At 40.5% G+C, this 21928-nt stretch carries 23 protein-coding genes; 17 read left to right on the top strand and 6 right to left on the bottom strand.

Annotation, left to right across the window (positions count from 1 at the left end; translation table 11 throughout):
• The 4 genes from AB4138_RS21940 to AB4138_RS21925 form a co-directional block, all read right to left on the bottom strand.
• The coding region (locus AB4138_RS21940) for an NAD(P)-dependent oxidoreductase (RefSeq protein ID WP_372307693.1) at positions 1 to 491 on the bottom strand (491 nt) is incomplete at its 3' end.
• Entirely contained in the window at positions 488 to 1174 is a 687-nt protein-coding gene (gene pseF, locus AB4138_RS21935) for a pseudaminic acid cytidylyltransferase (RefSeq protein ID WP_372307690.1), read from the bottom strand. The genes AB4138_RS21940 and pseF, both read right to left, overlap by 4 nt.
• Positions 1175 to 1189: 15 nt before the next feature.
• Complete coding sequence (pseB, locus tag AB4138_RS21930) at positions 1190 to 2203, bottom strand: UDP-N-acetylglucosamine 4,6-dehydratase (inverting) (RefSeq protein WP_372307687.1); 1014 nt, start codon at positions 2201 to 2203, stop codon at positions 1190 to 1192.
• 16 nt (positions 2204 to 2219) lie between these two features.
• Entirely contained in the window at positions 2220 to 2684 is a 465-nt protein-coding gene (locus tag AB4138_RS21925; RefSeq protein WP_372307684.1) for an adenylyltransferase/cytidyltransferase family protein, read from the bottom strand.
• 523 nt (positions 2685 to 3207) lie between these two features.
• Between AB4138_RS21925 and AB4138_RS21920 the strand changes: the two genes are divergently transcribed.
• From AB4138_RS21920 to AB4138_RS21900, 5 genes are all read left to right on the top strand, one after another.
• Positions 3208 to 3642: a rhodanese-like domain-containing protein gene (locus AB4138_RS21920; protein ID WP_004741402.1), complete on the top strand. Its 435-nt coding sequence runs from the start codon at positions 3208 to 3210 to the stop codon at positions 3640 to 3642.
• A gap of 83 nt (positions 3643 to 3725) precedes the next feature.
• Positions 3726 to 4193, top strand: a complete 468-nt coding sequence (gene secB / locus AB4138_RS21915) for a protein-export chaperone SecB (protein WP_004741403.1) — start codon at positions 3726 to 3728, stop codon at positions 4191 to 4193.
• A 167-nt stretch (positions 4194 to 4360) separates the two neighbouring features.
• Positions 4361 to 5425: an NAD(P)H-dependent glycerol-3-phosphate dehydrogenase gene (gpsA, locus tag AB4138_RS21910; protein WP_372307681.1), complete on the top strand. Its 1065-nt coding sequence runs from the start codon at positions 4361 to 4363 to the stop codon at positions 5423 to 5425.
• Between the two features lie 47 nt (positions 5426 to 5472).
• Positions 5473 to 6294: a serine O-acetyltransferase gene (gene cysE / locus AB4138_RS21905; RefSeq protein ID WP_009847961.1), complete on the top strand. Its 822-nt coding sequence runs from the start codon at positions 5473 to 5475 to the stop codon at positions 6292 to 6294.
• A 76-nt stretch (positions 6295 to 6370) separates the two neighbouring features.
• Positions 6371 to 7522: a murein hydrolase activator EnvC gene (locus AB4138_RS21900; protein ID WP_265575842.1), complete on the top strand. Its 1152-nt coding sequence runs from the start codon at positions 6371 to 6373 to the stop codon at positions 7520 to 7522.
• A gap of 62 nt (positions 7523 to 7584) precedes the next feature.
• Here the strand turns inward: AB4138_RS21900 and AB4138_RS21895 are convergent, their stop codons facing one another.
• Together AB4138_RS21895 and AB4138_RS21890 are read right to left on the bottom strand one after the other, a co-directional pair.
• Positions 7585 to 8223 (bottom strand): TetR/AcrR family transcriptional regulator, encoded by a 639-nt coding sequence (locus tag AB4138_RS21895; protein ID WP_017063104.1) that lies wholly within the window; start codon positions 8221 to 8223, stop codon positions 7585 to 7587.
• A gap of 108 nt (positions 8224 to 8331) precedes the next feature.
• The gene (locus tag AB4138_RS21890; protein ID WP_017071086.1) at positions 8332 to 9495 is read right to left on the bottom strand and encodes a nucleotide sugar dehydrogenase; all 1164 of its coding nucleotides are present in this window, start codon (positions 9493 to 9495) and stop codon (positions 8332 to 8334) included.
• 152 nt (positions 9496 to 9647) lie between these two features.
• Between AB4138_RS21890 and rfaD the strand changes: the two genes are divergently transcribed.
• The 12 genes from rfaD to AB4138_RS21830 all read left to right on the top strand — a co-directional run bounded on the left by rfaD (position 9648) and on the right by AB4138_RS21830 (position 21920).
• Entirely contained in the window at positions 9648 to 10589 is a 942-nt protein-coding gene (gene rfaD, locus AB4138_RS21885) for an ADP-glyceromanno-heptose 6-epimerase (RefSeq protein WP_017063102.1), read from the top strand.
• Positions 10590 to 10723: 134 nt separating this feature from the next.
• A complete protein-coding gene (lpxM, locus tag AB4138_RS21880; protein ID WP_016792603.1) occupies positions 10724 to 11680 on the top strand; it encodes a lauroyl-Kdo(2)-lipid IV(A) myristoyltransferase in 957 nt (318 codons plus the stop codon).
• Between the two features lie 16 nt (positions 11681 to 11696).
• Positions 11697 to 12896 carry an O-antigen ligase family protein gene (locus AB4138_RS21875; protein ID WP_372307677.1) on the top strand — a complete coding sequence of 400 codons (1200 nt, stop codon included), beginning with the start codon at positions 11697 to 11699 and terminating at the stop codon, positions 12894 to 12896.
• Positions 12889 to 13638 (top strand): glycosyltransferase family 25 protein, encoded by a 750-nt coding sequence (locus tag AB4138_RS21870; protein WP_372307675.1) that lies wholly within the window; start codon positions 12889 to 12891, stop codon positions 13636 to 13638. Before AB4138_RS21875 ends, AB4138_RS21870 begins: the two co-directional genes overlap by 8 nt.
• Before the next feature lie 65 nt (positions 13639 to 13703).
• Positions 13704 to 14807 (top strand): glycosyltransferase family 52, encoded by a 1104-nt coding sequence (locus AB4138_RS21865; RefSeq protein WP_372307672.1) that lies wholly within the window; start codon positions 13704 to 13706, stop codon positions 14805 to 14807.
• Positions 14808 to 14865: 58 nt separating this feature from the next.
• A complete protein-coding gene (locus AB4138_RS21860) occupies positions 14866 to 16056 on the top strand; it encodes a UDP-N-acetylglucosamine 4,6-dehydratase (RefSeq protein ID WP_016791487.1) in 1191 nt (396 codons plus the stop codon).
• A gap of 12 nt (positions 16057 to 16068) precedes the next feature.
• Positions 16069 to 17220, top strand: a complete 1152-nt coding sequence (locus tag AB4138_RS21855) for a LegC family aminotransferase (RefSeq protein WP_372307670.1) — start codon at positions 16069 to 16071, stop codon at positions 17218 to 17220.
• Positions 17221 to 17236: 16 nt separating this feature from the next.
• Positions 17237 to 18409, top strand: a complete 1173-nt coding sequence (gene neuC / locus AB4138_RS21850) for a UDP-N-acetylglucosamine 2-epimerase (protein WP_372307696.1) — start codon at positions 17237 to 17239, stop codon at positions 18407 to 18409.
• 39 nt (positions 18410 to 18448) lie between these two features.
• Entirely contained in the window at positions 18449 to 19522 is a 1074-nt protein-coding gene (gene neuB, locus AB4138_RS21845; protein ID WP_372131227.1) for an N-acetylneuraminate synthase, read from the top strand.
• On the top strand, positions 19515 to 20174 hold the full coding sequence (locus tag AB4138_RS21840; protein WP_016788456.1) for an acetyltransferase: 660 nt from the start codon (positions 19515 to 19517) through the stop codon (positions 20172 to 20174). Before neuB ends, AB4138_RS21840 begins: the two co-directional genes overlap by 8 nt.
• The gene (locus AB4138_RS21835; RefSeq protein ID WP_372307667.1) at positions 20167 to 21228 is read left to right on the top strand and encodes a nucleotidyltransferase family protein; all 1062 of its coding nucleotides are present in this window, start codon (positions 20167 to 20169) and stop codon (positions 21226 to 21228) included. The genes AB4138_RS21840 and AB4138_RS21835 overlap by 8 nt, the downstream gene beginning before the upstream one ends.
• Positions 21228 to 21920 carry a cytidylyltransferase domain-containing protein gene (locus AB4138_RS21830; RefSeq protein ID WP_372131231.1) on the top strand — a complete coding sequence of 231 codons (693 nt, stop codon included), beginning with the start codon at positions 21228 to 21230 and terminating at the stop codon, positions 21918 to 21920. The genes AB4138_RS21835 and AB4138_RS21830 overlap by 1 nt, the downstream gene beginning before the upstream one ends.
• Positions 21921 to 21928: the final 8 nt, after the last annotated feature.

Genomic DNA, 21928 nt, shown 5'->3' with positions numbered 1-21928 from the left:
CAAAGTGTGCTCGCGCCCTGAATGCCACTGTGGCTATAACCAAAAAAGTTCGTTCTAAGTATTACAGCATTACTTTCCTGCAAAGCCAATTCACCGGCATACTTAGTCATCGCATAGTTATTAATTATAATAACTTGACTTTCATCTGATTTTTCTTGATTGTAAAAGTGATCAGTTGATATATGAATTATAAATACATCACGTCCTTTTTCATATTTCTTCAGATTTTTAGGTATACCTGTATTAACACGGTACGCTAAAGAAATATTTTCTTCACACAAATCAACACTTGTTACTGCTGCTAGATTAATTATAACATCAGGTTTTACATGCTCTAGTAATTTAAGGCAAGCATCTTCATCTGACATATCTACTTGGAAATCACTTTCATTTGAGTTTCGGGTAACAGTTACGACCTCATACCCATCAACTAGTCTGCGGACTAAACTGCTACCTAATAATCCACTAACACCAATAATTAGTAACTTCATGATTTTTCTGACGCCTTGTACTTAAGCTCCGCAAGTTTCCAATCATCCTCAGTATCGATATCTTGAGCTTCATTTTGAGGAATAACCATAGGAATTGAGTTGTTCGTTATCAATTTTTTAGATTTGAGAACAGTTTCAAGATTGAATAAATAGAGTTGACCCGCATCATGATAAGTTGCCTCTAAATCTTGGCTTCTAGAATTATAATATTCAGGTTCTATCGACTTCAGTTCACCATTGGCCAACTTCAATGCTCTTTGAATTGGATGACTATATTCGAGAACAGTAGTTAAACTTGTAGCTTCTCTATTCGAAGATAAAAGCTCCACTGCATTTCTAATTAAATCAGAAGTAACAAAAACGGAAGTAGGATATAAGCACAATATATAATCATAACTACTTAAGTCGACTTTTTCAGCGACTTCTTTAATAACATCATAGGTTGTAGCATAATCATCAGAGTTAGCCGAACTCCTAAGGAAGGGAACATATGCACCGAATGATTCAGATATCCCTTTTATTTCATCGCTGTCTGTAGAGACCAAGACCTTATCTATTACTTTGCTGTTAAGTAACGCTTCTATTGGATAACCAATAATTTCCTTACCTAAGAAATGTTTAATGTTCTTGTTGGGTATTCGTTTACTTCCACCTCGTGCAGGAATGATAGCAAAAACTTTCATTAAGTGTTCCTTAATTTAAACAGAAAACGTTGGATCTACATGTTCAACGATTAAATCACGTAACCCATCAATAGTTTCCCATTCCGTATTTGTTCCTGAATTATATTTAAATCCAAATGGTACTTTTACAGCTTTATGGTGCACCATAAATTCGGCTTCTGTATAAGTAAATGACACAGAAGGAAGAATCGCGTAATACTTACCTAAGTCGATTGTGTTCAATGAATCCGCATCAGTTATCATTTCTTCATGTATCTTTTCACCCGGTCTTACACCAACAACTTTCGTCACACATTCAGGTGCAACTGCTTCGGCAACATCAAGGACTCTGTAAGAAGGAATTTTTGGAATAAATATTTCACCTCCCAAATGATGTTCTATAGCATACATAACCATGTTAACGCCATCTTGTAATGAAATATTAAAGCGAGTCATCTCCTCATGAGTAATTGGTAAAACGCCTTCTTTCTTCTTCCCTAAAAAGAAAGGAATAACCGAGCCTCTTGACCCCATGACATTCCCGTAGCGGACAACACTGAATTTAATGTCTTTTGAACCTTTAATATTATTAGCTGCTGTAAATAACTTATCAGAGGCTAACTTCGTTGCACCATACAAGTTTACAGGAGCACAAGCTTTATCTGTAGATAGAGCAACTACATCATGAACACCACATTGTAGAGCCGCTTGTATAACATTTTCAGCACCATCGATGTTAGTGCGAATGCATTCCGTCGGATTATATTCAGCGGTATCAACTTGCTTTATAGCCGCGGCATGGATAATAACATCTACACCTTCGCAAGCTTGGATCATGCGTTTTTGATCCCGAACATCCCCAATAAAGAAACGCAGTTGAGGAAAATCTTTAGCCGGATATTTTTGCTTGATTTCAAATTGCTTTAGTTCATCTCGAGAGTAAATTATAATTTTTTTGACATCTTGGTATCGCTCAAGGATAGTTTTAATAAATTGCTTACCAAAAGAACCCGTTCCACCTGTTATTAAAACACTTTTATTATTTAACATTATTTCACCCACACCATTATTTATTAGACATCGTTTTTACAATTTCAATCACATCATGAAGTGAACTTTCGATCTTATCAAGTTCACTTTTCTTTAAAGATGATAGTGTTGACTTTATTTTTGTAGTGGAGATATCTTCTGTTCGAGAAAGGTAAACCACTTCACAAACACCCGATAAATGGTCAAACTTACCAGTCCAATCATCTCCCATTGCAAAGACAGTTGCTTTGTATTTTCTCAAGTCCTGAGCCTTTTGATCCCAATTATGCTCAGGAAACACCTCATCGACATATTGGCATGCACTTACAATTTCAGCTCTTTCAGCATATGAAAAGAAAGATTTTTTTCCTTTCACTTCATTGAACTGATCAGAAGATATACCAACAACCAATTTATCTCCTAATTCCCTAAGGCGTTTCAACAATCGAATATGACCAACATGGAAAAGGTCAAATGTTCCATATGTAATAACAACTTTCACTTAGACATCCACCATACAATATTAAGTAAACAATAAATATGACAAACAAAAACCAATTATAGTTATCGTTTAGTTCTTCATTATCTAATACCAAATGAATATGAATTTATTAACATTCAATGGTATCTTTTTATTAGTTAAGCAAGCGAAGCTTCAGCTTTATCGCCACGCCTATAGCACGAATAGATACGCAGCGTGTAAGAGGCAACACTCAGACATCTACAGTACATTAGCGGTAGAATGTTTACATTGAGTTAAAAAGCGTACACAACCAACTATCACCTTAGTTGTTGTGCTACATCGAAAAAAGCAAGACGCTACCGCCCTTTGATTTAAAGCGAAACCACACTACGCACTAACCACCATCTAATGTTGGCTTGTTATTATCTATGTAATAAAAAAAATAATCAAAATTTTAGTTAAGCACGGTGCTTAACTAGCATGGCTATGTACACCAAACCCAAAACCTCGCTATACTCCTACCCTATAATTTTTCGCCCAATAACGAATAAGAGTTCAAGACATGCAAGAGTTAGTTCCATTTGTTCAAGAGAATATGATTTTAGCCATCGTATGGATCGGCTTGGTTGTTGCCATCATTGCGAACGTAATTAAAACATCAAACGCAGCCTACAAAGAGATCACGGCAGCACAAACAACACAGCTGATTAACCGTGAGAACGGCGTTGTGGTGGATATTCGTACTAAAGATGAGTTCAAAAAGGGCCATATTACTGACGCACTTCACATTTTGCCGTCAGACATAAAATCAAATAACTTAGGTAGCCTTGAAAGCCGTAAAGCAGACCCAATCATCGTAGTATGCAAGACAGGTCAAACCGCCCAAGAAAGCGCTAACTTACTGGTTAAAGCAGGCTTCGAAAACGTAAGCGTGCTGAAAAGTGGTCTAGTGGCTTGGAGCGAAGCTAATCTACCTTTAGTAAAAGGTAAAAAGTAAGCTGACCTAATAAACTAACTTTCGGGTTTTGTTCGACAAATATGACGAACAAAACCTAATTATAAATTTTTAAGGACAAGAAAATGGCTGAAGCAGCACAACAAGACGCACAACAAAACTTCGCAATCCAACGCATCTTCCTAAAAGATGTATCTTTCGAAGCGCCAAACTCTCCAGATATGTTTCAAAAAGAGTGGAACCCAGATGTAAAACTGGATCTAGACACCCAGAGCCGTGAACTAGGCCAAGGTGTTTATGAAGTAATTCTACGCCTAACGGTTACCGTTAAGAACGCAGATGACACAGCATTCCTTTGTGAAGTTCAGCAAGGTGGTATCTTCTCTGCAAGCGAAATGGAGGCTGGTCAACTAGCACATTGCCTAGGTGCATTCTGCCCGAACATCCTATTCCCATATGCTCGTGAAACAATCTCTAGCCTAGTGGTTAAAGGTACGTTCCCACAACTGAACCTAGCACCTGTAAACTTCGATGCTTTGTTCATGAACTACCTACAGAACCAAGCTCAGCAGGCTGAAGGCGAACAGGCTTAAGTCTCAAAGTAGAACTTAATTCTAACGTTAGTTAACTTTTAAATGCACATCGTAACTTCTGCGATGTGCATTTTTTCTTTACACTGTACTAAGATAGAGAGCCTTCTAATTTAGTAGAAAGCTTTTCCAAAACTCTTCGATTTCCCTCATTATTTTTAGGTGGAAGCATGACAGATACAACTCGCCCGACTAATACGGCATACGCTTACGGTAAAGACAGCGCTTACGGCAAAGAGATCGCCATGACAGTCATTGGCGCAGGTTCTTACGGAACCTCTTTAGCTATTTCTCTAGCGCGTAACGGTGCAAATGTTGTTCTTTGGGGACATGACCCTATCCACATGGCACGTCTTGACTCAGAGCGTGCAAATAATGAGTTTCTTCCTAATATCGACTTTCCAGAAAGCCTGATCATCGAATCAGACCTTGAGAAAGCAGTAACAGCCAGTCGTGACCTCCTAGTCGTTGTCCCTAGTCACGTGTTTGGCATCGTCTTAAATAGCCTGAAGCCTCATTTATCTGATAGCTCTCGTATCTGCTGGGCAACGAAAGGTCTAGAACCTGAAACAGGCCGACTACTTAAAGATGTCGCGCACGATGTGCTTGGTGACAATTACTCTCTAGCGGTTCTATCTGGCCCTACTTTCGCCAAAGAACTTGCGATGGGTATGCCGACAGCAATTTCAGTCGCGTCACCAGATGAGACCTTCTTAGAAGAGCTTCAAGAAAAGATTCACTGTGGCAAAACATTCCGCGTATACGCAAACTCAGATTTCATTGGTATGCAGCTTGGTGGTGCGGTTAAAAACGTTATCGCGATTGGTGCTGGCATGTCGGATGGTATTGGCTTCGGTGCTAATGCGCGTACAGCGTTAATTACCCGTGGTTTAGCAGAGATGTGCCGATTAGGTGCAGCACTTGGCGCACAACCAGAGACCTTTATGGGTATGGCGGGACTTGGCGACCTAGTACTGACATGTACCGACAACCAATCGCGTAACCGTCGCTTCGGTTTAGCATTGGGTTCAGGTAAAGACGTTGACACCGCACAAGAAGAAATTGGCCAAGTGGTCGAAGGTTATCGCAACACCAAAGAAGTTTGGTTACTATCAGAACGTATGGGCGTTGAGATGCCAATTGTTGAACAAATTTACCAAGTGCTGTATCAAGGGAAAGATGCCCACTTAGCGGCACAAGATCTGCTTGCTCGAGACAAGAAGTCAGAGCGATAACATCGCGTATTCAGTCGTGGGATAAAATAGATAAGATGGATGGTAAAATGAAACACTGTGAACAACAAAAAGTTTGGCAATGCATTGTGAAGGAAGCTCGACAGCAGTCGGAGCAAGAACCTATGCTTGCGAGTTTTTACCATGCCACCATTATCAACCACGAAAGCTTAGGCGCTGCATTAAGTTATATCCTAGCCAATAAGCTAAAGACGGCTTCAATGCCCGCAATGGCGGTGCGTGAGGTGGTTGAACAAGCATTCAAGCAAGATCAATCGATTATTGATGCGGCTGCTTGTGATATCTGTGCGACGGTAAATCGAGATCCTGCGGTCGAGATGTACTCGATGCCTCTGCTTTATCTGAAAGGCTACCACGCTTTGCAAGGTTACCGAGTGGCTAACTGGCTATGGAAGCAAGGGCGTATTGCACTTGCTACTTACCTACAGAACCAAATTTCGGTTGCTTGCCAAGTGGATATTCACCCAGCCGCTCGTATCGGTAAAGCGATCATGCTCGACCACGCCACCGGTATCGTGATTGGTGAAACAGCCGTAGTTGAAAATGATGTATCTATCCTTCAAGACGTGACTTTAGGTGGTACGGGTAAAGAAGGTGGCGATCGTCACCCTAAAATCCGAGAAGGTGTAATGATCGGTGCCGGCGCTAAAATACTTGGCAATATTGAAGTGGGTGAAGGCGCGAAAATTGGTTCTTGCTCAGTGGTTCTTCAAGCCGTTCCGCCTCATACGACTGTCGCTGGTGTTCCTGCAAAAATTGTTGGAAAGCCGAAAACTGATAAGCCATCTTTAGACATGGATCAGGGGTTTAACGGTCGCTCTCAGAACTTCATCCATGGTGATGGGATTTAAGAGCAGATTCGGGATCCGACGAATAGCCGAGATGCGAAAAGACTCGCAGCAGATGCTGATTATTAATAAGAGCAAAATGACGATAATGATGAAACCCGTTCAATCAATGAGCACTGTTCTTTTGATATCTGCCAGCCTTGGTGTTGCTCTTTTGTCTTCATCATCATTTGCTGCATCTCAAGGTGAACTGAAAGGCGTATCAAGCGAAATCTCTCGTCAACAGAAAGCGCTCTCTTCCCAGCAAAAGAAACTCGATAGCCTACAGGCAAACCTCAAGAAGCAGGAGCTGTCCATCGCTTCACTTGAAAAAGCGATTCTAGACAGTAAAAAGCAGCTCAATACTGCTAATGCTAATATTGCTAATTTAGACACAAAGATTAAAGCGCTCACTGCACAGAAAAAAGTCCAGACAGACAAGTTAGAGCAGCTCATTCAGACTTACTACATGACGAGTCGAGCTAAGGCTTCTTCTCACATTCTCAACACCGGTGTAGAAGAAGATCGCATCAGTCATTATTACCAGCACCTTGCCAAAGCTCGCTCCGCAACCATTAAAACGATTGAACAGACGCAACTCGAATTAGAAGAAAGCCACAAACAGCGTCAACTCGAGCAAGAACAAATTGCAACATTGTTAAAACAGCAAACCACAAAGCGTGACAAGTTGTCTCAGACTCAAACACAACGTAAGAAAACCGTTGGCAGCATTAAGAAGAATATTTCTGGCGACAAAAATTACTTGGCTGAACTTCAGCGAAATGAAACTCGCCTGAAAGCTGAAATAGCAAAAGCAGAAAAAGCGGCTCGAGAACGACGTAATGCAGTACCGATGGATGGCCTAGCAAAACGTAAAGGTAAGCTACCTTGGCCGATCAAAGATAAAGTTCTACATAACTACGGTTCACGTCAAACGGGGCAAATTAACTGGAAAGGCATGGTGATCAACGCCAAGTACGGTCAGCAGGTAAAATCCGTTTACTCAGGTACGGTGGTATTTTCCGAGTATCTGCGAGGCTATGGTTTAGTGGTTCTTCTCGACCATGGTAAAGGTGATATGACGCTCTATGGCTTTAACCAAGCACTACTGAAGAAAGAAGGTGACAAGGTTAAAGCGGGTGAAGCCATCGCGCTTGCAGGTGACACTGGCGGCCAAACACGCCCATCATTGTACTTTGAAATTCGTAGAAACAGCCAAGCTCAGAATCCAAAGAGCTGGTTGGTTCGATAAAGAGCAGATACGGGATGAGAGTATCTTTCTTCGAATCCCGTATACCGCTTACTCGTCTCTTTCTATTTAGAGTTCAACGCCCTTACACCATCTTCCAATAATGTCAGCTGCTCAAAACCTTGAGCTGTCGCAATCGGTTTAACCGTCGCGATCATCTGCAGCATTCCTTGATGAACCACTTGCTCGGTAATTTGAGCTTTTGGAGACATCGCAGATTGATACGCCAACCAACCTGATGCAATCAAGTGAAGAGACGTCACCATCGATTTCATTTCCGTATCCGTTGCTTTGAGCAGGTTCAACTCAACGAAGGCTCGCATGATATCGACAAGATTCGTTTGCAGCTTTTCTTGTACGGCCATGTAATCAAGGTGGAGTTTTTCATCACGTGACAATATTTCAGGTAAGTTCGCATAGAAGAATCGGTACTTCCACATCAACGTGAAGATAGAATCTAAGTAAGTCTTTAGTAACGTCAGGCTTTCTTGTTGGCCTTGAATCGGTGTGAACCTTTCAAGTAACTCTGTCGAATAGAGAGTAAAGATGTCACGGACAATTTCTTGCTTGTTGCGGAAATGGTAGTAGAGGTTACCAGGGCTAATCTCGATATGCTCAGCAATATGATTGGTCGTAATACTACGCTCACCGTGCTCATTAAAAAGCTCTAGAGCAGCGTAAACAATCTTGTCACGTGTTTTCATTAGTTATTAGTATCCCTATCCGTTTAGGGGTTCAGTATATCGCCACTAAACGGATAGATCGAGCTGTTAACATCTGGTCTAATTAGCATTAGCTAAAATAGAGCCGAATCAATCACTGCCAAACAGATCTCGTGTGTACACCTTATCTGCAACGTCTGCGATCTCTTCTACCATTCGATTAGAAACAATCACATCGGACACCGCTTTGAACTCAGCAAGATCAGAATAGACTTTCGAGTTAAAGAAGTGCTCTTCTTTCAATACCGGTTCAAACACGACGACTTCGATGCCTTTGGCTTTTAAACGCTTCATGATCCCTTGGATGGAAGAAGCACGGAAATTGTCAGAGCCCGCCTTCATGATCAAACGATAAATACCGACAATTTTAGGCGAGCGCTTAATAATTGAATCCGCAATGAAGTCTTTTCGGGTACGGTTTGCATCAACAATCGCACCCACAATGTTGTTTGGTACATCTTGATAGTTTGCTAATAGTTGCTTGGTGTCTTTTGGTAAGCAGTAACCACCGTAACCAAATGAAGGGTTGTTGTAATGATTGCCGATACGAGGGTCTAAGCCAACACCTTCTATGATCTGACGAGAATCCAAGCCATGCGCTTCCGCGTAAGAATCAAGCTCATTGAAATAAGAAACTCGCATCGCTAGATAAGTATTTGAGAATAACTTTACTGCTTCTGCTTCCGTTGAGTGAGTAAACAGTACGTCGATGTTTTCTTTTTCCGCACCTTCCACAAGAAGATTCGCAAACACTTTAGCGCGTTCAGAACATTCACCAACGATAATACGTGATGGGTGTAGATTATCGTACAGGGCCTTGCCTTCACGCAAAAACTCCGGTGAGAACATGACGTTTTCGCAGTTCAGCTCTTGCTTAATACGCTCGGTATAGCCAACCGGCACCGTTGATTTAATAACCATCACCGCATCAGGATTGATCTCCATGACGTCTTTGATGACAGATTCTACAGAGCTGGTATCAAAATAATTGTTTTTAGGGTCATAATCGGTAGGTGTAGCAATGATGACAAATTCAGCATTTTTGTAAGCGGCTTTATCCGTTGTTGCCATGAAGTTCAGCGTCTTATTTGATAGAAAGTGCTCAATCTCATTGTCTACAATCGGTGACTGCTTATTGTTTAGCATTGCCACTTTTTCATCGATGATATCTACCGCAATGACTTCATGATGTTGTGCCAAAAGCATAGCGTTTGATAGACCCACATACCCTGTACCGGCTACTGCAATCTTCATGATAATACCTATAGTTTTGAGTAATTAACTCAACATAATTTATAACTTAGCTTGCCGTATCATACTCTGGTTGGGGAATTATTCCACTAGCCCGCTTTATCCATTCCTTGCTATACTCGTGACAGTTTTGTATTCAAAAGAGTTAGAAAATTATGATTATCGTAACGGGTGGTGCTGGCATGATTGGCAGCAATATTGTTAAGGCGCTTAATGAAGCGGGCCACAACGATATTCTAGTCGTCGACAACTTAAAAGATGGTAAGAAATTTAAGAACCTTGTAGACCTAGACATCACGGATTACATGGATCGTGATGACTTCCTAACTCAAGTCATGGCCGGTGATGATTTTGGTCATATTGAAGCTGTTTTCCATGAAGGAGCATGCTCTGCTACCACTGAGTGGGATGGCAAATACATGATGCTCAACAACTATGAATACTCAAAAGAGCTACTTCATTACTGTGTTGAACGTGAAATTCCTTTCTTGTATGCCTCTTCAGCTGCAACTTACGGTGAAACCGACACTTTCATTGAAGAACGAGAGTACGAAGGTGCATTGAATGTCTACGGCTATTCAAAACAACAATTTGATAACTACGTTCGCCGCTTAACCGCGGATGCAGCAGCACACAACGAAAAGCTTTCGCAAATCGTAGGGTTTCGTTACTTCAATGTTTATGGTCCACGCGAGCAACACAAAGGCAGCATGGCCTCTGTCGCTTTCCACCTAAACAACCAAATGAATTCCGGTGAAAACCCGAAATTGTTCGCAGGTAGCGAAACCTTTAAGCGTGATTTTGTGTATGTAGGTGATGTTGCGGCTGTAAACTTGTGGTTCTTAGAAAATGGGGTATCTGGCCTCTTTAATCTAGGTACTGGCAATGCTGAGTCGTTTGAAGAAGTCGCCAAGGCAGTTATCAAGCACCATGGTAAAGGCGAAATCGAAACGATTCCTTTCCCTGAGCATTTAAAAGGTGCTTACCAAGAATTCACTCAAGCAGACCTAACGAAGCTTCGCGGTACAGGTTGCGATATCGAGTTTAAAGCAGTAGCCGATGGCGTTGCTGAGTACATGAAGATCGTAAACGCTTAACGGTATATTTCAGATTAGGACCAATAATACACCCTACTTTTAGCGTGTATTATTGGGAATGTCTAACGAATATAATCATTCCCAGAGTGACCGATATTAAGTTAACTCTCTGATTTAAATAATGTAGTGAATGAATGACCACACAACGCAATGATTTTGATCCAAAAGCTTACAATCCTGAGTTTGAATGGGGTTTTCTAGCACCTAAATACTGGGGAACTTGGATTGCTGTTTTGTTATCGTCTTTAGTCTGCTTCTTACCTAATAGCATTCGTTTAGCATTAGCTAAGTTTATGGCTAAGCAAGCTGTAAAAATTAAGAATAAGGCTAACCGCCGGGCTCGAGTGAATCTTGAGATGTGTTTCCCTGAGCAATCTATCGAAGAGCGCGAAGAAACTCTCTATCAGTCATACGTTACTTCCATCTCATTTTTGATGGGATTTGCTTCACTGACACTCAAGAGTAAAACTTGGCTAGAGAATAATACTTCGATAAACGGCCTGAGCAATCTAACCGATATTACAGACAGTGGCGAGAATGTGATCTTGCTAGTGCCACACACATGGGCTATCGATATCCCAGCGGTATTATTAGCTTCACGCAATTTACCTGTATCTGCGATGGCGAAAGCACAAAAAAACAAACTCAGTGACTGGCTAATGCACCGACAACGCGTGCAATACGGCGGTCGTGTTTATGATCGCAGCGGTGGTATCAAACCTTTCATCAAGTCGGTACGTGATGGGTACCTGGGTTACTACCTCCCTGATGAAGATCTTGGCCGTGAGCACAGTGTCTTCGTTGACTTTTTCGCGACTCAAAAAGCAACTATTTCAGGCCTTGGTCGCCTATCAAAACTAAGTAAAGCTAAAATTGTGCCCTTGTTTGCTCAATACGATAGCAGTACAGGCCAATACGCCTTGGACTTCTACCCTGCTCTACCCTTCCCAACAGGAAGCGAAGAAGAGGACGCACGTATGATGAACCAATGTATTGAAAATTACGTGAGCAAAAACCCAGAGCAATATATGTGGATCTTAAGGCTGCTTAAGACTCGTCCTGATAGCAATATAAATCCTTATAGTAGTTAGCATTAAATTCAACAGTATGAATATTATTAACAGAAAGCAGATTTATACAGCACTCTTACTATTACCTTACTTTTTTGCTGTTACAGGTATGTTAGTTTTAGATAGTGGTGATAAGAAAATGATCCCACTATTTTTGATTAGTATCATCGTCAGTATATTAGTATTTAAAAAAGAAACTATATTAAATAACATACAGAGCCCGTTTGTGTGGTTAATTGGCATTTCATGTATATATACAGTATTTAGTTACTATTATCATGGAGCAAGCTCTAGAGAACTGAGGTCACTGATTGGCGTTACTCTTTTTCTTATAGCTTTCCCATATCAAATGCTTACTCAAAAAGTAATTCAATGGGTAGTTTTGATCGGTAGTTTTGTTGTATGTATCAATAGCATCTATTTTAATTTTTACATGGGAGTATCTCGCGATGCTGGCTATATAAATCCCATACCATACGCAACAGCATGTGCTCTTCTATCCGTAGTGGCATTTTCTTTGTTAATCGAAGCCTCAAAAACAAAAGAAAAAGCGATGCTTTCAATAGCATTCTTACTATCTTTACCTCCTATAATTTCCAGCGAAACTAGAGGAATTTGGTTAGCCTTAACAATAAGTCTTTTTATTATTTGCCTCATCAAATGTGTACAAAAGGCTCCAACAAAAAAACAATTAATCTCTATACTTTTCATCACTACATTGTCATTTTCTTTTGGTTCTTACTTATTTAAAGAAAGAATCACAGAAAGATATGAACGAACTGTCTATGAGATACAAAAAATTCAATCGGGCAATTATAAAACTTCTATTGGTCAAAGATTGCAACTATGGCAACTAGCTCCTCAATTAATTGAAAAAAGACCAATACTCGGTTATGGGAGTGAGACGCCACTGTTATTAAAAGAAAGGCGGGAAAAAAAAGAAATATCTAAGACTACTTATCGACTTGCTTCACATCATTACCATAATCAATTCATTAATAAGATGGTTAAATCTGGTATTATCGGTCTAATACTCACACTGGGGTTTCTAATCTACCCATTAATGACATTGAAGCATCTAAACTCAACTGATAAGTATCTAAAAATTGGTTTGGTTAGCTTATTTTTCGTGGCTGGATTAACCGATGTTCCTTTTAATCACCCTCAACCACTAATGCTATATCTATTATTTCTAGTCCCTATCTGCTTAAGATGTAAGAGAGTTTCCAATGACTAAAATCTTTGTGATCAACTTAGAATCTTCCACAGAAAGAAAAGAAAATATTAGCCGTCAACTAGGCGAACTATCTCTTCCTTTTGAGCTGTTTTCTGCCGTGGACGGCAGAACATCACCTCCTCATCCATTACTGAAACGTTATAATGATGAATTAAGCCAAACATATAGAGCAAAAACGCTTAACGCTGGTCAATTAGGCTGTTACGCAAGTCACTTTTTACTCTGGGAAAAATGTATAGAGCTAAATCAGCCAATAATTATTATTGAAGACGATGCTTTGTTATTTAAAAAGACATTTTTAAATTTTTTAAAAGATATTCCTGAACTACCTGAATCTATCGAATGTATTCGGTTATTTAATAATAAACGTCGAGAGTTCAGTTCTTATTCTATACTAAAATGTTCTTCGACCAACATCCACAAATTCACAAAAGGGCATATGAGTACAACTGCTTATTATCTTACACCTCAAGGAGCGAATAAACTGTTACTACACTCTAAAGAGTGGTACATGGCTGTCGACATATATATGGATCGATTTTGGGCGAATGAAGTTGAATGCTATGGAACTAAAGAACCTTGTGTCACTAATGACCCTAAGTTTGACTCTGAAATAGGCTACGCAAAAAAAACAGCTAATAGAAGTCTATTAAAAAAATGTAAACGTGAGTGGTTTAATTTAAATGAAGCTCTTCAACGTCATTTACATAATATAAAATTCAAAATTGGTAGCAAAAAATAATGAACTTCTCGTTGCTAAAGTGCTCTTACACATACAATTTTACACATGCCTTATCGAGGTGAATGATGGCAGATGAAATTTCAAATCTTTATATTTGCTCTACGGTAAGACATGTGATGCTAAGTGTTTTTCACGCTGTTAAATCAGATAGAAAAGCTACCATTGTATTATTCAATGACTATCAGAATATCCCTTTAGATGTTATAAACACATCAAACCAACCTGATAACATTAAAGTAATATTAGCTAGTAGAGACAAGTTAACATCGAAAATAAAGAAAAAAGGTCTTATAGGGAAGTTTATAATGAAGTCATCTATGCTCGGACTTCGCATTCCTGATTTTTTAAAAAAAACTTTAGTTGATTATATTAATAGTTACGAAGAAAACATACTCCCAAATATAGGGTGTTATGAGCTGTTTGTTTTCAATGACGATAATAGGATGTCTCGATTATTTAGGCTATTGGTTCCAAACTATAAAATGATTGAAGATGGAATGAGGAACTACATAGAAATCCCTATCCATGACCCACTAAAGAAAACAATTAGAAGAATTAAGAGCTACCCTTCCGAATCAATGGTAATGGGAGAGAAAAAAGAGTGCCTAGGAATTCACCTTCTTTCGCCAGAGAAATCACCTTCAATCGTAAAAGATAAGGTAAAAAAACTTAATCTTTCAAGGTCAGGATATGCAATTGAGATACTTTCAAAGCTATTCCAAATCGATAGTTATAATCATGAGAAAGGCACTGTAATTATAGCCACTCAACCGACATCCAAAGAGAACACTCTACGATTTAAAGATATAAACTTTGTTAAAAAGGTTTATCAAGACATTTATAAACAGGCAACCAATGCAGGCTATAATGTTGTGTTAAAGCTCCACCCTTCAGAGCCAAAAGACGATTACAACAAATTCTTTGAGGGCGTTGAACAATTACCACCTAAGCTTCCGGTTGAGCTATTCCTGATGTTGTCTAATAAGAAGATGGGGATTGTGTCGTTGTTTTCATCGGTTGGTATGGGATTGGAAGAGTACTGTGACGTTTTTCAGATATTGAAACAAGAAGAGATGGCTGACGCAGTCAAAAGCATCGCAAGTTTTGAACAAAATCGTGAAGATTTAGATATCAGAATTAAGCAAGTTTTACAAAAAATTGAATTATAATTTTAATATAATCACCTAAATTGATTGTCCAATTCAGTTCAACATAAAGAGTAACTCTATGACTAACGCCTTATCACTAATCGGTCGTACGGAGATGCTGTTCAATTCTGATATAAAACAGCATCAAAATGAACTAGCAGACATAATATCAGAATCTAGTTTTCTTGTTTTAGGTGGCGCTGGCTCCATCGGCCAAGCGGTAACCAAAGAAATTTTCAAACGCAACCCTAAAAAGCTGCATGTTGTTGATATTAGTGAAAACAACATGGTAGAGCTGGTTCGAGATATTCGTAGCTCATTTGGTTACATCGATGGTGACTTCCAAACATTTGCCTTAGATATTGGCTCCCTAGAATATGACGCGTTCATCAAAGCAGATGGCAAGTTTGATTATGTATTGAACTTATCCGCACTTAAGCATGTTAGAAGCGAGAAAGATCCTTATACATTGATGCGAATGATCGATGTAAACGTCTTTAATACAGATAAAACCATTCAACAATCTATTGATGCTGGCGCGAAGAAATACTTCTGTGTATCGACAGATAAAGCGGCAAACCCGGTCAATATGATGGGCGCTTCTAAACGTATTATGGAAATGTTCCTAATGCGAAAAAGTGAACAGATGGCGATCTCAACAGCCCGTTTTGCCAATGTTGCATTTTCGGACGGTTCATTGTTGCATGGATTCAACCAACGTATTCAAAAACGCCAGCCTATCGTCGCTCCAAACGATATCAAGCGTTACTTCGTGACACCTCAAGAGTCAGGTGAACTTTGTCTAATGTCATGCATTTTTGGTGAGAATCGTGACATTTTCTTCCCTAAGTTGAGCGAAGCTCTTCATCTGATTTCGTTTGCTGATATTGCAGTGAAATACTTAGAACAACTTGGCTATGAACCTTATCTTTGTGAAACAGAAGAAGAAGCTCGTCAATTAGCTCATACACTTCCTGAACAAGGAAAATGGCCATGTTTGTTTACTGCGAGTGATACAACGGGCGAGAAAGATTTTGAAGAGTTTTTCACGGATAAAGAAGAATTGGATATGTCTCGATTTACAAATCTAGGCATTATTAAAAACGACCCTCTTTATGAGCAAGAGCTACTTTCTTTGTTTGAAAACAGTATTTCAGAGATGAAAGACGAGCGAGCTTGGACCAAGGAACAAATTGTAAAACTCTTTTTTACAATGATTCCTGATTTTGGGCACAAAGAAACCGGTAAATACCTCGATAGCAAGATGTAAGCGGAGTAAGTAATGAAAGCGACATCTATTGTTGAATTTGTTAGAGATACCTACAAAACGGACGAATTCATTCCGCTGCACGCACCAACGTTTAATGGCAACGAAAAAGCCTACGTCATGGAAACGATTGACAGTACCTTTGTTTCTAGCGTTGGCAAGTTTGTTGATGATTTTGAGCGAAAGATTGAAGCGTATACTGGTACAGCTAAAGCAGTAGCAACCGTCAATGGTACTGCGGCATTGCATGCGGCTTTATACATGGCTGATGTTCAACGAGGCGACCTCGTTATAACACAAGCCCTGACATTCGTTGCGACTTGTAATGCACTGTATCACATGGGCGCCGAGCCGATTTTTGTGGATGTTTCTCCAGTAAGTTTGGGCCTTTGCCCTAAAGCGGTGGATGCATTCTTAAGTGAGCATGCCGAAATAACCGAAGCGGGTTGCATTCATAGACAGACAGGCAAACGAATTAAAGCGGTTGTCCCTATGCATACCTTTGGTCACCCTGTGGAGCTCGATGAGCTGGTTGCAGTTTGCCTCAAATGGAACCTTGTTTTAGTCGAAGATGCTGCAGAAAGCCTAGGTTCTTTTTATAAGGGTAAGCACACAGGGACAATGGGTGACGTGAGTGCGGTCAGCTTCAACGGCAATAAAATCATCACAACTGGTGGTGGCGGTATGGTCTTATGTAAAACCGAGGAGCTAGGAGCGCGAACCAAGCATGTCACGACGACAGCGAAAGTGCCTCACCCCTACGAGTTTTTCCATGATGAACCGGGCTTTAACTACCGTATGCCTAATCTAAACGCGGCATTGGGTTGCGCACAGATGGAAGTTATTGAGCAGTACTTAAAGCAAAAAAGACAACTGGCAAAATGCTACGAAAATCTTTTCAGTGGGACTGATTTTCAGTTTGTTACTGAGCCAGATTATGCCGAGTCGAATTACTGGTTAAATGCCATTATTTGCCCAGATAAAAAAAGTAGAGAAGAGATCCTTGCGGGCACAAACAGTGCAGGTGTGATGACTCGCCCAATTTGGCAGCTCATGCACAGGTTACCAATGTTTGAAAATGCAATGCGCGGTGATCTTACTTACTCTGAATTTATCGAAGCGCACCTAATTAACCTTCCAAGTACACCGGTGGAAATTAAAAGCTAAGTAGGTTTAATACATGATGCAGACACATAAAAAAGTCGCGGTCTTTACTGGTACCAGAGCGGAGTATGGTCTGCTCTTTTGGCTTTTAAAAGACATACAAAGCGACCCAGATCTAACATTACAGTTGCTCGTTTCTGGTATGCACCTATCTCCAGAATTTGGTGATACTTATAAGCAAATAGAAAAAGATGGCTTCCAGATCGACGAGAAAATAGAGATTTTGCTGTCTTCTGACTCGCCGGTTGGAACGGCAAAAAGTATGGGTTTGGGCGTTCTAGGTTTTGCTGATGCATTGTCACGATTAGCACCCGATGTCCTTGTCATTCTTGGAGATCGTTTTGAAGCTCTAGCTGCAGCGCAAACTGCCATGATACTCCGTATTCCAATTATACATTTGCATGGTGGGGAAATAACCGAAGGCGCTTACGATGATGCGATCCGTCATGCTATTACCAAATTGAGCTACCTGCATGGCACATCAACAGACGAATATCGAAATCGAGTCATTCAATTAGGTGAATCGCCAGAGCGAGTAAAAAACGTTGGTGCGATTGGCTTAGATCACTTGAATAGAGGCTCTTTTATGACGATTTCAGAGTTGAGTGAATCACTGAACTTTGATCTTACAGGTCCTTATTTTGTAGTCACCTACCATCCTGTCACTCTCGGAGATGAATCCCCAGAGGATAGCTTTCAAGCTCTGTTAGACGCACTAGATGAATACCCGAATCACCAAATTATACTGACTTATCCCAATGCGGATGATGGCGGGCGTCGAATCATTCCGATGTTAGAGGCTTATGCCGCGAAACAACTAAGCCGCGTGCTGGCAATCCCCTCTCTCGGGCAAATACGCTATTTAAGTTCAGTCAAGCACGCTGCTGCAGTCATTGGAAACTCGTCGAGTGGTATTATTGAAGTTCCAGCTTTTGATGTTCCAACGGTCAATATTGGTTCAAGACAAAAAGGGCGACTAGCGGCCAAAAGTGTGCTGAATTGCGAACCCAGTTTGGCGTCTATCACAGAGGCAATTAGTGATGCTGTGAAGCGAAATTACAAGCTAGATGGTGAAACGATCATCAATCCTTATGGGCAAGGTGACACGAGTGCTCAGGTTATAGAAATGCTTAAATCCTTGCGTTTTGAACGTAGCAAAGCGTTCCATGACCTCACACTAGATAATGTATAATTCCTTTATAGACCGAGAACAAATACAAAAAGAGACTCTATGACATTAATAATTGCTGAAGCAGGTGTTAACCATAATGGGAATGATAAGCTCGCCTTTGAATTAGTGGAAGCTGCTTATCAAGCAGGTGCTGACATTGTTAAGTTTCAAACCTTTAAAGCGAAGAACTTGGTCACAGAGTCGGCAAAGCAAGCTGACTATCAAGCAGCGAACACACAAAAGCAAGAATCTCAGTTGGCGATGCTAAGTCGCCTAGAATTATCGTATGAAGTACACCATCAATTGGTTGCCCACTGCAATAAACTTGGGATTGAATTCCTCTCTACTGCTTTTGATTCTGAAAGCTTAGATTTTTTGGTGAACGAACTCGGTCTCAAGCGATTAAAGATCCCCTCAGGTGAGATCACCAACGCGCCTCTTGTTTTAGAGCATGCACGTACTGGTTGTGATCTTATTGTTTCTACAGGTATGGCTACATTGGCAGAAGTTGAGTCAGTACTTGGGGTTATAGCATTCGGTTATCTTACTGACGATGACAAACAACCCAGTATTCTGGCTTTCCAACAAGCTTATGCCTCGAATGAAGGTCAGAGGTTGCTTAAAGAAAAAGTGACTATCTTACATTGTACAACTGAATATCCAGCGCCAATGGAAGAAATTAATCTGAAAGCAATGGACACACTAGGCCTAGCATTTGATTTAGCGTCAGGCTATTCAGATCACAGTGAGGGAATAACTATTCCAATCGCTGCTGTAGCGCGTGGGGCAGTATTAATCGAAAAACATTTTACCCTTGATAAAACCATGGAAGGGCCAGACCACAAAGCTTCTTTGGAACCAGATGAACTCAAAGCTATGATCGATGCTATTCGCCAGGTTGAAGTCGCGCTTGGTACTAGTGTTAAGAGCCCCACTGTTTCTGAGGTTAAAAACAAGGCAGTAGCTCGTAAAAGCTTAGTCGCAGCAAAACCAATCTCTGTTGGGGAAACCTTTAACATGGAAAATTTAGTGATAAAGCGCCCAGGCTCAGGTATGTCTCCTTATAAGTTGTGGGAGCTTTTGGGAAAAACAGCAAGTAAGCCATATCGAGCAGGGGATCTAATCGTTGAGTAACCTTGAACTTCCCATTGTAATGATTGGTGGCGGTGGGCATGCTAGCGTGTTAACCGATATTTTGTTGGAGAAAGGACGAGAAATTATTGCAGTTATTAGCCCAGATGACATAACTCAACGTGATGTTTTCGTGGGACTTACTCAACTCTTAGAAGACGCTGATATAACGGAGTACTCACCAAGTGATGTTCTGTTGGTAAATGGTATTGGCATGATGCCTAAGTCTTCATTACGAGAGAAAGTTGGAATCTATTTTAGCCAGTTGGGTTATCGATTTGAGACTGTTATTGCGCCAACAGCTCATGTATCAAGTTTTGTTTCTCTAGCTGAAGGCTCTCAAATTCTAACTCAAGCCGTAGTGCAGGCAGGTGTTGAGATAGGAGCCCATAGCATCATTAATACAGCAGCTCTCGTTGAGCATGATTGTATTATTGGTCAGCACAATCATATTGCTCCTCGAGCAACACTTTGTGGACACGTTAAAACCCATGACAATGTATATGTTGGAGCTGGGTCGACAGTAATTCAGGGTATTGAGTTGGGTAAAGGCTGTATTGTAGGGGCGGGCAGCACCATTGTTAAAGACGTTGACTCGCACACAATTACTTTCGCTAAACTAAATCAGGAAACTAAGTGGGTTGGAAATGATTAATAGTTGGAAAAAAGCCATCTTGTCACCGTCAGCAACACTTAAAGATGCGTTACAAATTATAGATTCAGAAGCACTCCGTGGAGCATTGGTCGTTGATGGCTTGCACACCTTGTTAGGTGTAGTCACAGATGGGGATATTCGTCGAGGGCTGTTATCGGGCAAGGGCCTTAACACTCCTGTATCTGATGTAATGAACTCGTCACCAGTAACAGCAACATCACTAAATTCAAGAGATCACCTAATTGAGGAAATGAATAAGCTCGATATCTTGTTCATTCCTATCGTTGATGACGGGAAATTAGTTGGCCTCGAAACTCTTCACCGCGCTCTAGTAAACAAACCAAGTTATCAAAACCCAGTCTTTATTATGGCAGGAGGCTTTGGCACCCGTTTGAAGCCTCTTACAGACAATTGCCCCAAACCGATGCTAAAGATCGGAGATAAACCAATTCTTGAAACTGTGATACGAAGCTTTACTAAAGCGGGTTTCGTTAACTTTTATATCTCTACGCATTATATGCCTGAACAAATTCAAAACCACTTTGGCGATGGTAGTGATTTAGGCATTAACATCACCTATATCCATGAGAGTGAACCGCTAGGAACAGGTGGCGCATTAGGCTTATTACCTGATGACCTACCTAAAGACCTACCTCTCATTATGATTAATGGAGATGTTCTAACAAAGGTAGATTTTCAACGCTTGTTAGAATTTCATATAGACAATAACGCTGATGCAACAATGTGTGTCCGTGAATACGACTATCAAATCCCTTACGGTGTAATAAATGGAGAAGGAAACAAAATAACGAGTATGGTCGAAAAACCAATACAACGTTTTTTCGTGAATGCTGGTATTTATGTAGTTTCACCTCAAGTTATTGATTCTGTGCCAAAAAATCACCGTATAGATATGCCTACGTTGTTAGAGCAACATATGAATGAACGCAACAATGTGTTGATGTTTCCAATCCACGAGTATTGGTTAGATATTGGCCGCATGGACGATTTCAATCGAGCGCAGGCTGATATCCATAGCTTAGAGATGTTCTAATGATTTACACTAAAAGAGTATTGGCGATTATCCCTGCCCGCGGTGGCAGCAAACGACTACCAAGAAAGAACGTGCTGCCTTTAGCTGGAAAACCATTAATTGGGTGGTCAATTGATGCAGCCAAAAAGAGTAAGTATGTTGATCAAGTATTCGTTAGCACAGATGATCAGGAGATAGCGGATGCCTCCTCCCTATTTGGTGTCGATGTTCCAGAGCTAAGACCAGACCACTTAGCATCGGATACAGCAACGACAGAGAGTGTTCTAACTTATACGTTAGAAAAATTTGGACGTGACGTAGATATAATTGTACTGCTTCAACCAACATCTCCATTGCGAACGGCTCAACATATCGATGAAGCATTGGATCTGTTCATTGAAAAACAGGCTTTCTCCGTAGTTTCCGTTACACCATGTGAACACCCACCACTTTGGGCTAACACGCTTCCAGAAGATGGCACAATGGGAGACTTTATTCGCCCTGAAGCATTAAAGCGCTCTCAAGATTGCGGTGATTTTTACCGATTCAATGGGGCTATTTATATCTTCGATGCTCGAAAGCTTATGGAGTATGGTGAAATTAAATACACGGAAAAATCCTTTGCCTACGTGATGGAAAATCGAGTTTCTTTTGATATTGACCAACAATTAGATTTTGAGCTTGCCGAGTTTTTTATGAACAAAAAGGGCTAAACAGCCCT

The sequence above is a fragment of the Vibrio sp. 10N.286.52.C3 genome, from assembly GCF_041468865.1.
GTDB lineage: Bacteria > Pseudomonadota > Gammaproteobacteria > Enterobacterales > Vibrionaceae > Vibrio > Vibrio crassostreae_C.
Note: the sequence above shows the minus strand (reverse complement) of the source record. Positions and strands in the feature narration are given on the sequence as shown.